A 16,889-nucleotide genomic window follows, 5' to 3' on the forward strand; every position below is an offset into this window, starting at 1 on the left:
CCTTCCCATACGGCCAAGCTTTTCAGATTTTTAGCTGCAGACTATTGACCACTCCATTGGCCGACGGCGCTGAGCCAGTTCTCCATATGATAGGTTTGCGAGATCTTGCCATCCCGGATCGTCTGAATGTCGATGGCCATGATATCGAAGCTTTTGCCTTTGTGCGGGGTACCGAACAAATCGCCGGCCGGCGTACCGGTGACCTCTCCCCGAACGATAACACGATCGCCCGATACGAGGACCTCCTTGATATCGAATTTGAGGTCGGGATTGATGTCGCGAAGCCGGAGACCACCTTGATGGAGGTGTCACGACCCCAACATTCCGACTGCAGGTAACCGGAGCAGGATTGGTAGTCTTCGGTGAGAACCGCCTCGTGGATCGCCTTCACATCACCCCGATCGATGATGAAGAGGCTGTACCAAGGTGCTCGAAGCTTCGGGTGCGCCCCGTGGTTCGCTTTGTCACCACTTCCCCGGCGGCAAGGACGAACTGATTCTTGAAGCGATCAAAATGGCCGGAGCGCGAGCCATCGCGGTGCTTGATGACAGCCGGCGCCGAAGTTGGATTTTTCGAGACCATTCGCCAAAGGGCAAGAAACTGCTCCACCACTTTGTCGGCAGGCTGCCCCTCGATGGCTGCAGTGGCCGCGGTCACCGTCGCAACCGACTCCCATGAGTTGATCGGACAGGCGGCCGGCGGGCTATGCCGTAACGGCAGCCTATTCGTCATCGTACGTTGCGCACGAGGCCTCGTTCGACACACATCAAGGGGTCAAGGGCCTCGAATTCGATCGCGTTATGGTTCTCATGGACGATGGCGACGCCCGCGGCTTCCTTTTTGGTTACGACAAACTGCTGGGAGCCAAGGAACTGAGCGTCAGCGATTTGAAGAACGCGCAAGAGGGCAAGGATTCCTCAGTCGATCGCACTCGACGACTGTTTTACGTCACCTGCAGTCGTGCCAAATCTAGCTTAGCTCTTGTGGCATACTCGACCGATCCGGGCGCGATAAATGCTCATGTAATCCAGTCAGGTCTTTTCCATGAGGATGAAGTGTTGCTTGGCCTGCCGGCATAGGACGGCAGCGGTTCGCGCACATGGCACGCGTTCGAATCTGTGTTCCTGTCACGAGGGTTCCGATCTTGATCTTAACGAGATCGCGGCCTCGAAGCTTACTGTCGATTGCGAGCTCAAACAGAGCGCGATCTCTCATGCGCCCCTCCCGGTCGAGGCAGAAGCGAATCGTCCAAATCTGGCGCTGCTTCGGCGGCTTCTTGACGCCGACCTTTCGGCCGGCGTTCCATGCCCGACGCCCAGTTGGGCAGGATCGTATTGTGCAATACACATTTGATTTCTCCTTCGGCCACCATTGGCTGTTAGGACAATGCGTGAGCGCAAGGATTGATGGGGGCCGCAAGCGGACCGGCAACTTACCGGGGCTTGGCCGGCGATAGCGGACCATGCAGTCGAGAGCTAAGGTCTCGGTTTGGCCCACACCGGCCCTCCCCGGCCCCTTCGCATGCCAAGATCAGGCTGGGACCAAGCCACGTACCACACGGAACATCATGGGAAATGACCGGGGTCCATCGGGCAAGCCAACCAGATATCCGGCACGAACATGCTGCTCGATCGAACCGCGGGCGTCATCCGAAAGTGCCTTCAACATGCCTGTGACGCTGCCCGGGCCGTCGGTGAACGTAGCCCAATAATCCGCGAAGGACTGATACTCGCAATCCACGACAACGGGAACCTCCGTCACGTCGTCGAGGCCGAGCTTCCGCCACAATGCCGCCTGCCCGTTTGGCCAGAAGAGCTGGCGCCCCGCCCGCATGGATCTCAGCCTGGCGACTTCGGCCTCAAGCACAGCGCCGGTGTTATAAACGAGGTCGAAGGCGGGCATGCCACCAAAGAACTGAGTAACAGCGGATGCGACCACGCCGCCTGGGCGGGTCACGCGCTTCATCTCGGCAACTACTTGTTCAATTTCCGGAATAACGTCCAGGGCCAGCGTGGAAACGGCCGCATCGAATACATGATTGTCGAACCTCATATGCCGGACATCGCCGTGTTCATACGCGATGTTGGGGTGGGATCGACGACGGCGGGCTCCTTCAAGGTAACCCTCCGATGCGTCAACACCGATCACATGCGTCCCCGCCTCGGCTAGCGCTTTCGTCAACACACCTGTCCCACAGGCTACATCGAGTACGCGACTGCCCGGAGCGACATTGACACGGGCGAGAAATAGGTTTGCCAGATGTTCGCTCCAGCGCCCCATGAAAGCCTCGTAGAAGTCGGGATCAGCCCAATTATATCGTAGTTGTGCGGTTTCCATGGCTTGCCATCCTCCCTCAATCAAGAATGGACCTTAACACGGTCATTCGGGTCGCGCATATCGCCGTCACACCGGGCAATCCAGCGGAACTTTGTTTGCGCTCTCAAGAAAACATGACGCAATGGGAACCCCTGAAATCACACTGGCGTTCCCGTCGGGGGTACTCCGAGGTCCCGCTTTGGTTGGTTTGACCAGTTCGTTCCGCGTAGGTCGAACGGCAGGTATGAAGGCGCAAAGCGGCCCGGTATCCGCAAGGCGCTCAAGACCGACTGCACGTGGATAGTGGTCGAGCCGATGGCCGACGACACACTTGAAGACAATATCAATCCGTCGGGCGGCTCTACTACTCGGCCTCGACGATGATCTGCGTAGGGGAGCGCCCGCCCGGAGAGACTCTTCTCACCGGATTGAAGGCCATGATAAGAGCGCCCATGGGCATCAAGAACTATCTGATCGAAGGCGGTTCGGGCACTGGAAAGACGTCTGTCGCTACCGAACTGGAGCGGCGGGGCTACCATGTCGTCCATGGTGACCGGGTCTTGGCCTATGTCGGCGACCCCGAGACAGGCCAGGCACTCGCAGGACCGCCCAAAGGCGCGGACCGCATGGTTTGGGGATACGCGCACTGGATCTGGCCTGTCGACAAAGTCCGGGCTATTGCTGCCGACACCACCCATCCTGCCACCTTCTTCTGTGGCGGCTCGCGCAATTTCCACAAATTCCTGGACCTATTCGACAAGGTTTTCGTGCTCGACATCGACGTTGAGACGTTGAACCGACGATTAGACAAGCGGCCGAATGAGCCGGGCTTCGAGCCGGCCGAGCGGGCGCTGGTACTCCGCTACCATCACACCCGGGAATATCTTCCCGTCGGCATCAATATTGACACGGCGGGTACCGTCCCAAGTGTCGTCGACGATATCCTCGCTCAACTCCCCTGAAGCCCTGAAGTATTGTGAATGGGATGGGAAGCACTCGATTATTGCGGGAAAGACGCTGGCCGCCTGAACGGCTCACTTGCGGCATTGTCGCTTTCGTAGCCGACCGGCAGCTTTCAGAACGACAAACCGGGTGCCTTAACGCCGTCTTGGGGGCGCGAAACCGCCGTTGAAACGCATTAATCGCGGTCCGCATTGGACCCATCAGTGGAGGAGCTTTTCGCCTTGAACAGATTCGAACTGGGGGCCCACCATTGTAGGAGTTCAATCAGCTGCGCTGACTACTGAAAATTCCTGGCCGTCACCTTGAGCGTGTCGATGTTCAGGTTCGGAATTTATCCCGAGTCGGAAACTATGCCGAGCCCATTCCCCAAAGCCCGGGATTTCCCGTAAATCCAGATCGACCCTCCTCCTCCCAAACGACCTCGATCGGACGCGCGGGACTCATCCTCCCAAGCTGCACTTCATTTTTCGAAGCCCGCCGCACCTCCTCCGCGGCGGGCTTCCGTTTCGAATTCAGCCGTCTCGTTACCGTGCTATTTCAGCCGGCGCAGCAACTCCTGCGCCACGGCGGGTGCGGATGCGGGGTTCTGGCCGGTGATCAGTTCGCGATCCACGACGACGTGGCCGGCGAAAGGAACCTCAGCCTGGCTGAACTCACCACCTGCCTTCACAAGCGCATCCTGCGGATAAAATTTCATCTCGCCGCCGTTCAGCAATCCCTTCGCCATTTCCTCCTCGCGGTTGCTAAAAACAGTCAGCTTGTAGCCGGCGTAGATCCAGCCGGATTGCGCCTTCGCGGTCCCTTGCGTTTCGAATGTCGCAACGAAACCGGGGGCGTCTGCGAGCGTAGAAAGCAGCGCAATAGGTCCATGGCAGGCCAAGGCTGTCGTCTTGCCCTGTTCATGAAAATGGGTCAGTAGCCTGCCGAGTTCGGAACTCACCAGAAGATCCTGCATGGGGGCATGCCCACCCGGGACATAGACGGCGTCGAAATGGTCGTAGCCGATGTGCTCGACGCGTGCGAGGCTGATGACCGGCGACTTTTCGCGAGACAGGATGCCGAGTTTCGCCAGCCCCGCTTCACTGGCTTTCATCGCCGCCTCGTCACCACCGAAATACATCTTGTCGATGGAGATCTTGTCGACGGATGGCGCTGTACCCTTCGGCGTCGAGAACGTGATCTCATGTCCGGCGTCGAGCAGCGCTTGTACCGGCTGCATCAGTTCATTCAGATAGAAGCCGGTTTCGAACACCTTACCGTCCTTCAGGTCGAGACGGTTGGAGTCGGACAGGACGATCAGCACGTTTCCGGCGTGGGCGCTGATGGTGCTTGCACCGAGCGCGAGGGCAATGGCGAGACTGCGCGGAAATTTCATGGGTTTATCCCCGAATGTGAGAAAGTCTGATTGAGAATGAAAAACGGACGCAACTCACCCAGCGACCTTGGTCAACCGGTGCAGTGCGAAGTCGGCGAAATAATCGCCCACGCCACTTGCCTGAAAGCGTTGCATGGCGGCCCCTTGCATATGCGCGCGCCATTGCTCTTCGCTTGCCCAGTTCTCGACGAAGATGCGAACGCGTCCATCATCGAGCGACTGGTGCAGTTCGTAACGAAGGCAGCCGTCCTCAACCAGAGTCTCTGCGACGAGCTTTTCCTGGGCGGCACCAAGGGCCGCCTCCTTGCCGGGCTTTGCGGTGGTGATGGCGATGATGGTCAAAGGTGCATTCGACACGGATAAAGCCCTTCTCAAGCGATGGTGTTGACGAGACCGCCTTCGGCGCGCAGAGCAGCACCATTCGTGGCGGATGAACGGGGGCTGGCGAGATAGGCGACGAGATTTGCGACCTCTTCCGCGTCCACCATGCGCTGCAGGATCGAAGCCGAGCGAGCCGTGGCGAAGAACTCGGCCTCGATTTGCTTGATTGGTGCGGATGGGTCGCTCGCCTGACTGCGCAGGAAGGTCTCGATGCCTTCCGAACGCGTCGGTCCCGGCAGCACGGAATTGACCGTGACATTGGTGCCGCGGGTCAGCTGCGCCAGTCCACGCGAGACCGAAAGCTGCGCTGTCTTGGTGGTCGCGTAGTGGATCATGTCCTGCGGGATGGCGAGGGCCGATTCACTGGATATGAAAATAATGCGGCCCCAGTTGCGCTCCAGCATGCCGGGAACATAGGCTCGAGACAGGCGCACGCCGCTCATGACGTTGACGTCGAACAGGTGGCTCCAGTCAGCGTCCGTGATGTCACCAAAAGCCTTGCTCTCGTAGATGCCGAGATTATTGACGAGTATATCGACCGTAGGTTCGGCCTTGGCGATGATCGCGGCACCCTCGGCGCTGGCGGCGTCTGCAAGAACCCCGATGATCTCCGATCCGCCCGATGCTTTGACGGCGGCGATCGTACTGTCGAGCTTGGCGCGGTCGCGTCCTGTGATGATGACGCGCGCGCCTTCTACGGCAAGCGTGCGTGCGATTTCCAGGCCGATGCCAGCCGTGGCGCCCGTAACGAGGGCGGTTTTTGCGGTGAGTTGCAGATCCATGTCGTGTCTCCAGATTGTTGCTGGAAACAATTTATGATTAAGCAACGCGAGGAACTATTGCCTACAAAAGACATGCACTTGTGATTGAGGATCATCAATGCCCCGTATTCTGATGGAGCGCTCCGGCGAGATGGAAGTGTTCGCTCGCGTCGTACAGGACGGCGGCTTCTCCGCCGCCGCCCGTAACCTCGACATCACTCCATCGGCGGTCAGCAAATTGATCGCACGCCTGGAAGCCAGGCTTGGCACGCGTCTTCTGGTACGGACAACCCGCGCTCTGACACTAACGCAAGAGGGCGAGGCGTATCACCATGCGGCACTGAGGATTCTCCAGGACCTGAACGATGCGGATCAGGAGGCGGCTGGAGGTGCGGTTCGCGGTCGGCTGAGAATCAACACGACGATACCCTTCGGAACAATGTTCGTGGCACCGGCCATGCCGGATTTCATAGCGCGCAATCCCGATCTGATCGTCGATCTCAGCTTTACCGATGGCATTGTCGATCTGGTTGCGGAAAAAACCGACGTCGCCATCCGCATGGGCAACTTGCCGGACAGCGGCCTGATCGCACGCAAGCTGGGTCAAAGCCGGCGCGTGGTTTGCGCGTCACCCGACTACTTGGCGCGCCGGGGTTCACCACAAACACCTGCGGATCTCGAACAGCATGACTGCCTGACCTTCAATTTCCGGCGCGCGAGGCCGTCCTGGCCTTTTCGCTGCGAAGGCCGGGATATCGCACAACCGGTCAAAGGCAGTATCGTCGTGAACAACGGTGAGACGATGAAGCAGATGGCCCTGGCCGGCGCCGGTATTGCCCGGGTGGGTCTGTTTCATGTGGCGGACGAGATCGCTGCGGGACGGCTGATCCCACTTCTCGAACATCAGAATCCGGGCGACCTAGAGCTGGTTCATGCCGTCTATGTCGGCGGTGGTCCCCTACCCCACCGCGTCCGCGCTTTTATCGAACATATGGTTGTGACATTGGGCGAGTCACCCCTGCTGAAAGGGGCGCCCTGAGTCTGGAGGCACTATGGAAAGATATGCATCCGAACGCTTCGCCTTTCCTATCAGTCGCGATATCCAGGGGCCTGCTGGTCGAGAACGCGCCGGATGCTTTCCAGATGCATCCTCGCGCTTTCCGGGTCTCCTTCCCGCATCTGCTGTGCCGCCTGGGTGGCGACCTCCGGCAAAACCGGCACGAGTTTGCGACCAGAGCTCATCGCCTTCAACTGAACCTCGGCGGCACGCTCGAGATAGTAGAGGTCGTCCCAAGCCTCGGCGATGTTCGGCGCGCAGACCATCACACCGTGGTTCTTCATGAACAGGATATCGTTGTCGCCGAGCACGGCGGCGATCCGGTCGCCCTCGCTTTCGTCCAGAGCCAGGCCGTTGTAGGTCTCGTCGACCGCCACGCGGCCGTAGAATTTGAGCGCCGTCTGGCCCGCCCAGACCAGTGGCTCGCCTTCCACCATGCTGAGAGCCGTCGCATTTGGCATATGGGTGTGAAAGGCTGCCCCCACCCGGGGCGCCATCTTGTGCAGGCGCGCATGGATGAAGAAAGCGGTCGCCTCCGGAACGCCATCGCCGGCAACGACGTTGCCCTCGAAATCGCAGATCAGTAATGACGAGGCACTCGCCTCCTGAAAGGCCCAGCCTAAGCGATTAACGATGAACAGGTCCGGATGGCCGGGCACAATGGCGGAGAAATGGTTGCAGATCCCCTCCTCGAGGCCGAGGCGCGCCGCCATCCGGAGGCAAGCGGCGAGATCCACCCTTGCCTGCCAGATCTCGTCCGTGTCCAACGACACATTGCGCCGGAGCGCCGGCTGTCCCTTCGCAATATTCAGTTCGTGAGCCATGTTTGTCTCCCTGGCGATTCGTTACATCCAGCCGGCCGCCGCGAGCACGGCCGGAACCTTGTCGAGCGTCGGGACGATGTCATTCGGTTGATAATCCGCGAGCGGTTTTCGGCCCGTCCCGCGATCGACCCAAACCGTACGAAAGCGGAGTTCGCGCGCCGCGGCAAGGTCGAGATGCGGGCTGGCACAGATATGCAACAGATCGTTGATGCCGATGCCGAGACTGTTCCAGGCGTGATGGAAGATCTTTGTAGACGGCTTGTAGGCCCCCGCCTGTTCGGCAGTAATGACACGGTCGACGTGCCCCCCAAGCTGGGCGACATTGCCGGCAATGATCGCATCATCCGTATTTGAGATGATCGCCAGGCGAAAACCAGCAGCTTTCAGCGTCCCGAGTGTCGCGGCCACTTCTGGAAACGGAGGCATCTTGCCGATCGAGGATGTGAGGATCTCGGCGTCTTCAGGTTCGAAGCTTAGGCCGAATTCGCCCATCGCCTTTTCCAGCGCCAGCGCGCTCACCTGTTTGAAGGAACGGTGCGGGCGCTCCTCTTCCAGCGCATGCTCGTGGCGGTCATAGACGCCAATGAAGGCCTTCTGGTCGATGTCGCCGCCCTTGGAAGACAGTATCCTGTCCATAGCCGCGAGCAACCCCTCGTCCCACTGGATCAGGGTTCCGTAGCAATCGAATGTCAGCCAGGTGGGCCGGGTGCCGGGAAGTGTCATGGCGATCGTCTCCTTCAATGCCGGCAGATTGACAAAGTCCGATGCCATTGAGAAATTAAATGTCCCTATCAGCATCATCGGTAAAGCAAATGAGCTTCGGTTTCGATCTCGATCTTCTCAGAACCTTCGCAGCCGTCGTCGATTCGGGCGGCTTCACCAAGGCCGCCGAGCGCGTTCACCTGACGCAATCGACCGTTAGCCAGCAGGTGAAGAAGCTCGAGACGAATATCGGGCAGACGCTTCTGCTGCGCAACAAATCGACGGGCAGCGTGCAGACAACGGAGGCCGGCGAGCTGCTGCTGAGCTATGCCCGCAGGCTGCTTGCCACCGCCGAGGAAGCCATTGAGGTGATGCGCAAGCCTGCCGCGCCGAAGACCGTGCGCCTCGGGGTGCCTGAGGATTTCGCCGGGCGGCGGCTGATCGACCTGCTCTGCGGATTTTCGGCCGCCTCGCCGAATATCCGACTTGATACGGTGAGCGGCTGGAGCACCGAGCTTCGCCGCCTATTAGACGCGGGTGAGATCGATCTTGCACTGATTAAGCGCGAGCCCGGTGATGGGGCGTGTCTGGCGAGCTGGAAAGAAGAGCTGATCTGGGTGGAGAGCGCCGCACGTGCTGTTGAGGCGGATCCAGTGCCACTTGCGGTCTTTCCCGTAGGCTGTATCTACCGGGATCGCGCCATACGGGCGATCGAGCGCAGCGGCCGTCGCTGGAGGATCGCCTATACAAGCCAAGGTCTGATGGGTGTGCAGGCGGCTGTTGCTTCCGGCCTCGGGATCAGTCTCCTGCCTTCCGACGCGGTGCTTACCGAACATCGGCAACTCGGAGCATTGGATGGTTTGGAGGATCAGCCCGCGTCCGAGATGGCCTTGGTCAAGGGCCGGGCAAGCCTGTCCAATGAAGCCAAATTCCTTGGGCGTTTCCTAACAGATAGCCTGGCGTAACGTCCGCAACGATTTGGCACTCATATCGAACTGCGGGTCGTTGGAGAGCTTGAAAGCCCGCCAACGGTGGGGCTAAAGGCCGTGCGCCTTCCAGATGCGGCGTACCGCGCTGGCGCTGATGCCCGCCGCGGCCGCCATCATGTCGGCAGTCCAGTGCGTCGTCTCGCCCGGCGGGTCGGCAAGCGTCAGCCTCACCACCCGCTCGCTGATCTCCGGCCCGAGCGGCGCAATGCGCGACGGCCGCGTCTTGTCGCGCAGCAGCCCGACGCAGCCTTCTGCGGCAAAGCGCTCCTGCCAGCGCCACACGCAGGTCTTCGACTTGCCGGTCCGGCGCATGATTTCGACTGTGCCGACTCCGTCGGCGGACAAAAGCTCGATCTCGGCGCGCCAGACATGCTTCTGCGGGGCGTTGCGATTCCTTATCAGCGCCGTCAGACGGGCGCGATCGCTCGGCGAAATGGTGAAGGGGATTCCCGTGCGTATGCCCCAGACTCGCCTGCGCATGCCAGAAAGGGAATCCCCATCTGGACTCTCATGTCAGGTGGAAGCCGGTAGCTCTGGCAAGTCGTCTGGCACCCGATCCCAAGGAGCATGGCTGTGCCGAAAGAATGACCACGTCGGCTTGAACACTGAGGGATCGTCGAGCGTGCCCGCGTAGATGTTTACCAAGTCTGGAATGACCTCGGGCGTGCTAAAGAGAAGACTGCCACAGGTGGGACAAAAGTGGCGGACTGTCGTCTTCCCGCTACCTCCCGGAGCCGCATAGCTTCTTGTCTCGCCGCTAATCGTTACCCTCTCGCGTGGCATGCTCATCGCGGGGACATGGCCCGAACCGGAAGCCCTTTGGCAATCCCGACAATAGCAGACCAATGAACAATCCGGATCACCCTCGCACTCGTAGCGCACCGCACCGCACAAACAGCCGCCTGTTATCATCACCATCTCCTGAACCGCGCCGGTCTCCCCAGAGGCCGTAGGTTGCATTCACGAGACAATATTGCGATGCGCGGCACAGTCAATCGGGGTTCCTCTCTGCTTCTGCGTGCGGCGGTTTCTCGATCGGGCCAGGCAGCTTCCTCTTATCCCTCCTTTCGGCGTTGCCCATTCATCGCCATTCACTGAATCGATGATCCGCTGCTCCGGAAGCGCGATCTCGGCGCGCAGACATGCTTCTGCGGGGCGTGGCGATCCTGATAAGCGCCGTCAGTCAAAGCGCGATCGGTCGGCGGAACGGTGAACGATATTCCTGTGTGCATACGCCTGACTCGCTTGCACACCTCAGAAGGGAAGTCCCAAACCGGACTCTTATGTCAGGTCGGAACCACTAGCATGCGAATAAAATCGAAATGGTCACCCGTCCGGGTACCAAGGTGCAGAGCGTCGTATCCAGCGAGAATGGCAAATGGATTGTGTCTGCTTGCGGGCAAACGTCGGTATATGCCCTGATTGCCGATACAAGAGCAAAAATCGGCACGGATGGTCATACCGTAGTCTTCAGGACCTGCCGATCCAAGGCAGTGCAGTAACGGTAAGGCTCAAGTTGAGCCGTTGGCGTTGCACATATCGGCAGTGCAAACGGCAAACGTTCGCTGACCGGGTCCCGGCGATAGCCTCCCCCTATGCCCGCAGGACAATGAGGGTTGCCGAAATAGTCGGCCTGCTCGGCCACAGTACGGGCGGGCGGCCCGGAGAGCGCTTAATGAGGCGGCTTGGGATGTCGATCAGCGACGACACCATCCTTCGGCACTTGAAGCGCAATGCTGCACGGGCCGACGACGAGGCCCCGGCTCGGATCGTCGGTATCGATGACTGGAGTTGGAGGAAATCGTGGCGCTACGGCACGATCATCGTCGGTCTTGAACGCCGAAAGGTCGTGGACATTCTCGAGGACCGGAGCGTGGTAAGCGTGGCACGATGGTTGAAGCGGCACCCCTCTACTGAGGTCGTGAGCCGAGATCGAGGCGGACTTTACGCGCAGACCGCTCGTGAAAGAGCGCCGCAAGCGTCTCAGATGGCGGATCGCTTTCATCTCATGCAAAATCTGCGTCTCGCCATTGAGGAACAGATGAGTCTCTCCGGCCGTGCTACCGGCAGAGCATTGCTGCCTGACGAGGACACTGAGATTTATAATCACGATCGATCCTCGCCTGACCAACGCCCTGAAACGCCGAGGCGCAATCAGCTTCGTCGGGCACATCGGCAGTCTCGGAAGGCTGTATTCGAGACAGTCCATGCCCTGAGCAAAGAGGGCCTGTCGTGCTCGGAAATTGCACGCCGAACAGGATATGGCCGACGCAGCATCTCGAAATGGCTGACTTTTTCGGTTCCACCCGATCGACGCAGGGCTGCGCTGCAGCGGTCTGGCGCTACTGCTAGGCGCAAGGCATCAGCGGCAAGACGGTGGCCGTGAAAATCAAATATTCGGATTTCACTCAGGCGACGCGCAGCCGAACCGGCACAATTCCGTTGGCGAACATGACGGAGATTCTCGACACGGCGGCAGACCTTCTGACGACCGCCTATCCATTTAAGCGCCCTGTCCGGCTGCTCGGGGTGATCATCGCTGACGACCGCCGGAATCGGCGATGCACAGCGCAGTCCCAGCTTGATCTGGGGTTGTGAGAGACGACGATCCAGCGCGTAAGAGGTACCGGAGCATCCTTCACGGGTCGCCGCCAATGCCGATTGTGGTCAACCACGGCTAACTTGCATTCCGGACGGGCGGCATCTAAATTGGACAAATGCTTGACCATTCGTCCCAATCCTCTTCGCCGCCAAATATCCCGATGGATGCGCTAAGCGAAGTCCTACGAGACTTTCGCTTGAGTGGCGTCAACTATGGCCGCTGCGAGCTCCGACATCCATGGAGCATCGCCTTTCCGCAACAATCGTCGCTTCGTTTTCACTTCGTGAGCCAGGGGCCATGCTGGATCCATACCGAAACGCATGGCTGGCAGGAATTGCACGATGGCGATCTGGTGCTGCTGCCGCAAGGCATCGCCCACCGGCTGGCCAGCGCGCCCGGTGTCGTGGATGACTCGCTCAAGAGCTGCCAAGTGACCAAGCTGGGTAGCAACGTCTGCGAAGTGGTGCGGGAAGGAACGGGGGCGACCAGCACCCTTTTCTGCGGCTCCATGGCCCTGGGCGCCGGTGCGCTTAACCCCTTGATCGCTTTGATGCCGTCAATCATCAAGGGCTGCGATGTGGCCGGCAATGACCCGATCGTTGGTCCCCTGCTAGCGGCTATGACAGCAGAGGCCGCACAGCCGCAGATGGGTAGCGCAACCGTCTTATCGCGTATGGCGGACCTGCTCGTCGCGCGGCTCATCCGCTGCTGGGTTAATTGCAGCGGAGCCTCAACCACCGGGTGGCTCGCCGCCATCCGCGACCCGCATATCGGTCGCGTCCTGGCCGCCATGCACCGCGACCCCGGCCATAACTGGACCCTCGAAAACCTCGCCGGCGTGGCAGGCCAATCGCGCTCGATCTTCGCCGAGCGCTTCAGCGCTATTTTAGGGGAAGGTGCTGCACGTTATCTCGCTCGTCTGCGCATGCAGCTCGCCCGCGAGTTACTGGGGCAAAGCGGCATGTCGGTTGCCGAGGTCGCCACCCGTTTAGGCTATGAATCCGAGGCATCCTTCGCTCGGGCGTTCAAGCGCATCACCAGCGTCTCGCCGGGCGTTGTGCGTCGCAACATTTCCGGACGAACGGACATGGATTTCGGATTTTAAGATACATATCATCCTGCAAGACTGGTCTAAGAAGATCTCCACACCTTGGAGATGCTTCAATGACGGATACTACATCACAGTTTGACAGCGCGCTGATAGACATTGATGCCGCTGAGCCAACCGCGTGGAGCGCGGCCACCTGGTTCGCGGTCCTTTCGATGGCGGCTACCAGCTTTGCCCTGGTGTCGGCCGAGTTCCTGCCGGCAGGTCTGCTGACGCCAATGGCGAGTGATCTCGGCATTAGTGAGGGAACGGCCGGACAGGTCGTCACCGCCACCGCTTCCGTCGGCGCCGTGACAGCCTTGTTGAGCAATGTTCTCATCGGCAGATTGAACCGCAAGACAGTGCTGGTCGGTCTCAGTGCCTTGGCGATCGGCTCCAATATTCTTGCGGCGTTAGCGACCGATTTCTGGCTATTGCTGTTGGGCCGCGCCGGATTGGGCATCGCGCTCAGTGGTTTCTGGGCTCTTTCAGTTGCCGTCGTGGCAAGGCTCGTTGGCGCCAATGCGACAGGTCGGGGCATGGCTATCGTCACCCTCGGCGTCTCGCTCGCCACCATTGCTGCGCCATCGATGGGCGCGTTGATCAGCGACTGGCTGGGCTGGCGCAGCGCAATGGCCATGACGGCGGGGCTTGCCGCGCTAGCCATGCTGCTGCAGTTGCTCAGTCTGCCGACGTTGCCCGCAAGCGCAAGCAACAGTCTGAGCGACGTCTTCCGGCTGACACGGCGGCGTGGTGTTCAACTGGGAATGCTTGCTATTCTTTTGCTGATGACGGGGCATTTTGCCGGCTCGGTCTATGTGCGCCCCTTCCTCGAACAAGTGACGCTCCTTGAAACCTGGCCGATTGCGCTTGCGCTGCTCGGGTTTGGCATTGCCTCTGTGATCGGCAATATTGCCGGTGGCCGAATGGCTGACGCCAATATCCGCATTGCCCTCATGGTCACCGCGGCGTTAATGGCGTTTGCTACCCTCGCTTTGGTACTTTGGGGCGCGCATATCGTCGTCGCCTTCGGCTTCGCTATGCTTTGGGGCTTCGCTTTTGGCATGGCGCCGGTGGTGCTGCCTACCAATCTGTCCCGCGGGGCGCCCGACGCGCTTGAAGCAGTGGGCAGTCTGATGGTCGTCTCTTTCCAGGTCGCCATCAGTATCGGCGCGGTGTTCGGCGGCTACGTCGTGGACAACTATGGCGCTACTGGGCCCTTGACCCTTACCGCCGTCCTTGCCGCGTCGACGGTCGCACTGGCGCTGCTCCAGCCACGCGGTTGATATTGCTCTGGCGGCTTATGTCGCGGAAAAGGCCGCCAGTTCCTCCGCCGTACCCATGGGAAACGCCATTTTCAGATAGTCGAGGAAGGCAGACACGCGTGCGCTGAGTAGCCGTCGCGACGGATAGAGAGCCCAGAGCCGAGTTTCAGGCCCATCGACATCCCACCAACGGACCAGCGTGCCCGCGGCAAGATCATGGCTGACCAGCGATACAGGAAGACGGGCAGCGCCGATGCCCATCCGGACGGCGTCTCGGACCATGGTAAGCGAGGATAGGCAAAGAACGGGATCAACGAGAATGCTGGATCGCCCGGTCGGGGTCGTCATCGTCCATGTCCTAGCTTGATCCGGCGAACCGCGGACGACGACGGGTACCACCGCCCCTTCCGCCGGGCGCGCGACGGTCGGGCTTGCCACGATCACCAATCCATCACGCAGGAAAATCCGTCCGACGAGGCTCTCATCCGGGTCGGGATTGACACGGATCACCAAATCGTAGCCTTCCTCCACCATATCCACGGCACGGTCCTCCGTCGTGATCTCTAGGCGGACTTCCGGATATCTAATTGCAAATCCCGCAGCCAGTTTGCCCATTGCCGTCTGGGAAAACAGCAATGGTGCACTGATCCGCAACCTGCCCCGCGGTCTGTCGCCACCAGATGCGATGGCTGCCGCCGTTTCGTCCAGTTCCGTCAGCAGCGCGCCAGCCCGCCCGTAAAGGGCTCGCCCCTCCTCCGTCAGCTTCAGCATCCGAGCACCGCGTTCGAAGAGGCGCAGGCCGAGACTGGCCTCCAGTTCAGCCACCCGGCGCGAGAGTGTGGCCTTCGGACGTCCGGCCGCGCGTGCGGCGCGGCCAAATCCACCATGGCGCGCGACGGTGACGAAATCGGCGAGAGCGAGCAGGTCCATCTGTTCCATCCACGAGACACCGAGTCCATATTTAGCGTCTATTGGATCATCTGTGAACCGCTCATATTCGCGTTGTCAACAATGACCAACCCGGAGAAATCACATGACTATCCTTGTTACAGGCGCAACCGGCCGTGTCGGCCGCCGCGTTGTCAGCCAGCTTATCAAGCGCAATGCCAGCGTTCGCGTTCTCGTCCGTGACCCTTCAAAGGCCGACTTCCCGGCCGGTGTGGAGGTCGTGCAGGGCGACATGCTCGACATCGACGCACTGCGCGCTGCCTTCAACGGCATCAGAACGCTCTTCCTTCTCAACGCGGTGGCGGGCGACGAATTCACGCAAGCGCTCATCGCCCTCAACATTGCCCGCGAGTCAGGTGTCGAGCGGGTCGTCTACCTGTCGGTGATCCATAGCGAGCGGTTCGTGAACGTGCCCCACTTCGCGGTGAAGTCGGGTGCCGAGCGGATGATCGAAGAAATGGGTTTTAGCGCCACCATCCTGCGTCCGGCCTACTTCATCGACAATGAACGGATGATCAAGGACGTCATCCTCAACTACGGCGTCTATCCGATGCCTATCGGCGGCAAGGGAGTCGCCATGGTTGATGCGCGTGACATTGCCGAGGTCGCGGCAATCGAGCTGGTCCGTCGCGATTCTGCGCCTGGCAAGCTGCCGATCGAGACCATCAACCTGGTCGGCCCGGATACTCTCACCGGTTCGGACCTGGCCGTCATCTGGTCGGAGGTCCTGGGTCGCGCCGTCGTCTATGGCGGTGATGATCCCACCGCTTTCGAGCAGAATCTGGCGACCTTCATGCCGAAATGGATGGCCTACGAGATGCGGCTGATGGCCGAGCGCTATGTCGGCGACGGCATGGTGCCCGAGGCTGGCGATGTCGAGCGTCTCACCCGGCTGCTGGGACGTCCGCTACACAATTATCGCGCATTCGCCGCCGAACTCGCCGCCTCGGTCTGAGTGCCGCGAAACGCCGCTGACCCGCGCGCAGGCGTGGGTCGGACTGGAACTAAAGGCCCGCGACGCCCGCCTCTTCCTGCCGCCGGGCCTCTGCACCCGCTGCGACGTCGTCGAGGAGAGCGCCACCCATTTCCTGCGCGAGGCCACGACAACGGACATCAGAGCGGCAATGAGCATCCAATAGGCTCCAAGCCAGTCGCCGTTCTGTGCCATGCTGCGCAGCGACCCGGAAATCGAGTCCTCGAACTCTCTCTGAAATAGACGAGCAATGGCAATGCCTACCAAAAGCTCATAATTGTCAGTCGCGCCGGGGGCTATCCTCAACGCGCGAAGGAAGCCCTGTCGGCCAGTTTCCACGTCTCCCACCATCACATTCGCGACGGCGAAAAGGGAGGACTGTGGAATTGTGCGGGCAGCGGCGCTCCGCCTCGGCGAGCATCGCCAGACTCCGTTCCGCTTCGCCGGATATGTTGAGCAAGACGAGCGCTGACGCAGCCGCCCGCTCCAATAGCTGTAGGCCTCATTCCGGTCCGACGCAGATGTTCCGCGGAAGTGCGGCAGGGCTTGCAAATAAAGATCGTAGGCATGGAGGACCGAAGGCGCGTTGCGCACGCGTTCGATTTCAGCTCTTCGGATGCCGGGTTCGACAATGCCCGCAACCGAC

18 protein-coding genes and 5 pseudogenes are annotated in these 16,889 nt (G+C 60.3%); 12 read left to right on the forward strand and 11 right to left on the reverse strand.

Translation table 11 applies throughout. The annotated features are described in order from the left end of the window. Positions 1-41: 41 nt before the first annotated feature. Positions 42-275, reverse strand: a complete 234-nt coding sequence (locus tag ACZ9DP_RS12305) for an ester cyclase (protein ID WP_476202272.1) — start codon at positions 273-275, stop codon at positions 42-44. 112 nt (positions 276-387) lie between these two features. Next, positions 388-657, reverse strand: a complete 270-nt coding sequence (locus ACZ9DP_RS12310) for a hypothetical protein (protein WP_476201945.1) — start codon at positions 655-657, stop codon at positions 388-390. A 143-nt stretch (positions 658-800) separates the two neighbouring features. Between ACZ9DP_RS12310 and ACZ9DP_RS12315 the strand changes: the two genes are divergently transcribed. Continuing rightward, the gene (locus tag ACZ9DP_RS12315) at positions 801-1,079 is read left to right on the forward strand and encodes a hypothetical protein (RefSeq protein WP_476201946.1); all 279 of its coding nucleotides are present in this window, start codon (positions 801-803) and stop codon (positions 1,077-1,079) included. 451 nt (positions 1,080-1,530) lie between these two features. On the opposite strand, the gene ACZ9DP_RS12320 is transcribed toward ACZ9DP_RS12315, so the two are convergent. Beyond that, complete coding sequence (locus ACZ9DP_RS12320) at positions 1,531-2,337, reverse strand: class I SAM-dependent methyltransferase (RefSeq protein WP_476201947.1); 807 nt, start codon at positions 2,335-2,337, stop codon at positions 1,531-1,533. A 246-nt stretch (positions 2,338-2,583) separates the two neighbouring features. Here ACZ9DP_RS12320 and ACZ9DP_RS12325 point away from each other — a divergent pair. Next, a pseudogene (locus ACZ9DP_RS12325) lies at positions 2,584-2,708 on the forward strand (SAM-dependent methyltransferase); the annotation flags it as partial. Between the two features lie 60 nt (positions 2,709-2,768). After that, complete coding sequence (locus ACZ9DP_RS12330) at positions 2,769-3,278, forward strand: DEAD/DEAH box helicase family protein (RefSeq protein ID WP_476202273.1); 510 nt, start codon at positions 2,769-2,771, stop codon at positions 3,276-3,278. Between the two features lie 533 nt (positions 3,279-3,811). Here the strand turns inward: ACZ9DP_RS12330 and ACZ9DP_RS12335 are convergent. The 3 genes from ACZ9DP_RS12335 to ACZ9DP_RS12345 are packed head-to-tail and all read right to left on the reverse strand — an operon-like array spanning position 3,812 to position 5,817. Continuing rightward, complete coding sequence (locus ACZ9DP_RS12335; RefSeq protein ID WP_476201948.1) at positions 3,812-4,654, reverse strand: type 1 glutamine amidotransferase domain-containing protein; 843 nt, start codon at positions 4,652-4,654, stop codon at positions 3,812-3,814. 54 nt (positions 4,655-4,708) lie between these two features. Continuing rightward, entirely contained in the window at positions 4,709-5,011 is a 303-nt protein-coding gene (locus tag ACZ9DP_RS12340) for a putative quinol monooxygenase (protein WP_476201949.1), read from the reverse strand. Between the two features lie 14 nt (positions 5,012-5,025). Next, the gene (locus ACZ9DP_RS12345; RefSeq protein WP_476201950.1) at positions 5,026-5,817 is read right to left on the reverse strand and encodes an SDR family NAD(P)-dependent oxidoreductase; all 792 of its coding nucleotides are present in this window, start codon (positions 5,815-5,817) and stop codon (positions 5,026-5,028) included. A 97-nt stretch (positions 5,818-5,914) separates the two neighbouring features. Here ACZ9DP_RS12345 and ACZ9DP_RS12350 point away from each other — a divergent pair, with 97 nt between their 5' ends. After that, the gene (locus ACZ9DP_RS12350; protein WP_476201951.1) at positions 5,915-6,835 is read left to right on the forward strand and encodes a LysR family transcriptional regulator; all 921 of its coding nucleotides are present in this window, start codon (positions 5,915-5,917) and stop codon (positions 6,833-6,835) included. 50 nt (positions 6,836-6,885) lie between these two features. Here the strand turns inward: ACZ9DP_RS12350 and ACZ9DP_RS12355 are convergent, their stop codons facing one another. Together ACZ9DP_RS12355 and ACZ9DP_RS12360 are read right to left on the reverse strand one after the other, a co-directional pair. Then, the gene (locus tag ACZ9DP_RS12355; protein ID WP_476201953.1) at positions 6,886-7,677 is read right to left on the reverse strand and encodes an aldolase; all 792 of its coding nucleotides are present in this window, start codon (positions 7,675-7,677) and stop codon (positions 6,886-6,888) included. Between the two features lie 21 nt (positions 7,678-7,698). Then, positions 7,699-8,400: a haloacid dehalogenase type II gene (locus tag ACZ9DP_RS12360; RefSeq protein WP_476202275.1), complete on the reverse strand. Its 702-nt coding sequence runs from the start codon at positions 8,398-8,400 to the stop codon at positions 7,699-7,701. An 89-nt stretch (positions 8,401-8,489) separates the two neighbouring features. On the opposite strand from ACZ9DP_RS12360, the gene ACZ9DP_RS12365 reads away from it, so the two are divergent. Continuing rightward, the gene (locus tag ACZ9DP_RS12365; RefSeq protein ID WP_476201954.1) at positions 8,490-9,344 is read left to right on the forward strand and encodes a LysR substrate-binding domain-containing protein; all 855 of its coding nucleotides are present in this window, start codon (positions 8,490-8,492) and stop codon (positions 9,342-9,344) included. Positions 9,345-9,350: 6 nt separating this feature from the next. Here the strand turns inward: ACZ9DP_RS12365 and ACZ9DP_RS12370 are convergent. Both ACZ9DP_RS12370 and ACZ9DP_RS12375 read right to left on the reverse strand, forming a co-directional pair. Further along, positions 9,351-9,827, reverse strand: a pseudogene (locus tag ACZ9DP_RS12370) (helix-turn-helix domain-containing protein); the annotation flags it as partial. 54 nt (positions 9,828-9,881) lie between these two features. Further along, positions 9,882-10,328: a GFA family protein gene (locus ACZ9DP_RS12375; protein ID WP_476201955.1), complete on the reverse strand. Its 447-nt coding sequence runs from the start codon at positions 10,326-10,328 to the stop codon at positions 9,882-9,884. A 345-nt stretch (positions 10,329-10,673) separates the two neighbouring features. On the opposite strand from ACZ9DP_RS12375, the pseudogene ACZ9DP_RS12380 reads away from it, so the two are divergent. The 5 genes and pseudogenes from ACZ9DP_RS12380 to ACZ9DP_RS12400 form a co-directional block, all read left to right on the forward strand. Continuing rightward, positions 10,674-11,475, forward strand: a pseudogene (locus tag ACZ9DP_RS12380) (ISL3 family transposase); the annotation flags it as partial. Positions 11,476-11,526: 51 nt separating this feature from the next. After that, a pseudogene (locus tag ACZ9DP_RS12385) lies at positions 11,527-11,697 on the forward strand (ISL3 family transposase); the annotation flags it as partial. Between the two features lie 32 nt (positions 11,698-11,729). After that, the gene (locus tag ACZ9DP_RS12390; protein ID WP_476202277.1) at positions 11,730-11,966 is read left to right on the forward strand and encodes a DinB/UmuC family translesion DNA polymerase; all 237 of its coding nucleotides are present in this window, start codon (positions 11,730-11,732) and stop codon (positions 11,964-11,966) included. A gap of 119 nt (positions 11,967-12,085) precedes the next feature. Then, on the forward strand, positions 12,086-13,075 hold the full coding sequence (locus ACZ9DP_RS12395) for an AraC family transcriptional regulator (protein WP_476201956.1): 990 nt from the start codon (positions 12,086-12,088) through the stop codon (positions 13,073-13,075). A 59-nt stretch (positions 13,076-13,134) separates the two neighbouring features. Then, complete coding sequence (locus ACZ9DP_RS12400) at positions 13,135-14,343, forward strand: MFS transporter (protein WP_476201957.1); 1,209 nt, start codon at positions 13,135-13,137, stop codon at positions 14,341-14,343. A gap of 15 nt (positions 14,344-14,358) precedes the next feature. Here ACZ9DP_RS12400 and ACZ9DP_RS12405 read toward each other — a convergent pair whose 3' ends face one another. After that, on the reverse strand, positions 14,359-15,252 hold the full coding sequence (locus ACZ9DP_RS12405; protein ID WP_476201958.1) for a LysR family transcriptional regulator: 894 nt from the start codon (positions 15,250-15,252) through the stop codon (positions 14,359-14,361). 103 nt (positions 15,253-15,355) lie between these two features. On the opposite strand from ACZ9DP_RS12405, the gene ACZ9DP_RS12410 reads away from it, so the two are divergent. Continuing rightward, the gene (locus ACZ9DP_RS12410; protein WP_476201960.1) at positions 15,356-16,225 is read left to right on the forward strand and encodes an SDR family oxidoreductase; all 870 of its coding nucleotides are present in this window, start codon (positions 15,356-15,358) and stop codon (positions 16,223-16,225) included. Then, positions 16,188-16,403, forward strand: a pseudogene (locus tag ACZ9DP_RS12415) (AtaL-like protein); the annotation flags it as partial. The gene ACZ9DP_RS12410 and the pseudogene ACZ9DP_RS12415, both read left to right, overlap by 38 nt. Positions 16,404-16,889: the final 486 nt, after the last annotated feature.

The sequence above is a fragment of the Rhizobium sp. USDA 4016 genome, from assembly GCF_056279705.1.

What these genes read in the sequence shown, in the direction of transcription:
- ACZ9DP_RS12315 (WP_476201946.1), top strand. Translation starts at nt 801, where the DNA reads ATGGTTCTCATGGACGATGGCGACGCCCGCGGCTTCCTTTTTGGTTAC.
- ACZ9DP_RS12320 (WP_476201947.1), bottom strand. Translation starts at nt 2,337, where the DNA reads ATGGAAACCGCACAACTACGATATAATTGGGCTGATCCCGACTTCTAC.
- ACZ9DP_RS12330 (WP_476202273.1), top strand. Translation starts at nt 2,769, where the DNA reads ATGGGCATCAAGAACTATCTGATCGAAGGCGGTTCGGGCACTGGAAAG.
- ACZ9DP_RS12335 (WP_476201948.1), bottom strand. Translation starts at nt 4,654, where the DNA reads ATGAAATTTCCGCGCAGTCTCGCCATTGCCCTCGCGCTCGGTGCAAGC.
- ACZ9DP_RS12345 (WP_476201950.1), bottom strand. Translation starts at nt 5,817, where the DNA reads ATGGATCTGCAACTCACCGCAAAAACCGCCCTCGTTACGGGCGCCACG.
- ACZ9DP_RS12350 (WP_476201951.1), top strand. Translation starts at nt 5,915, where the DNA reads ATGCCCCGTATTCTGATGGAGCGCTCCGGCGAGATGGAAGTGTTCGCT.
- ACZ9DP_RS12355 (WP_476201953.1), bottom strand. Translation starts at nt 7,677, where the DNA reads ATGGCTCACGAACTGAATATTGCGAAGGGACAGCCGGCGCTCCGGCGC.
- ACZ9DP_RS12360 (WP_476202275.1), bottom strand. Translation starts at nt 8,400, where the DNA reads ATGACACTTCCCGGCACCCGGCCCACCTGGCTGACATTCGATTGCTAC.
- ACZ9DP_RS12365 (WP_476201954.1), top strand. Translation starts at nt 8,490, where the DNA reads ATGAGCTTCGGTTTCGATCTCGATCTTCTCAGAACCTTCGCAGCCGTC.
- ACZ9DP_RS12375 (WP_476201955.1), bottom strand. Translation starts at nt 10,328, where the DNA reads ATGCAACCTACGGCCTCTGGGGAGACCGGCGCGGTTCAGGAGATGGTG.
- ACZ9DP_RS12395 (WP_476201956.1), top strand. Translation starts at nt 12,086, where the DNA reads ATGCTTGACCATTCGTCCCAATCCTCTTCGCCGCCAAATATCCCGATG.
- ACZ9DP_RS12400 (WP_476201957.1), top strand. Translation starts at nt 13,135, where the DNA reads ATGACGGATACTACATCACAGTTTGACAGCGCGCTGATAGACATTGAT.
- ACZ9DP_RS12405 (WP_476201958.1), bottom strand. Translation starts at nt 15,252, where the DNA reads ATGGACCTGCTCGCTCTCGCCGATTTCGTCACCGTCGCGCGCCATGGT.
- ACZ9DP_RS12410 (WP_476201960.1), top strand. Translation starts at nt 15,356, where the DNA reads ATGACTATCCTTGTTACAGGCGCAACCGGCCGTGTCGGCCGCCGCGTT.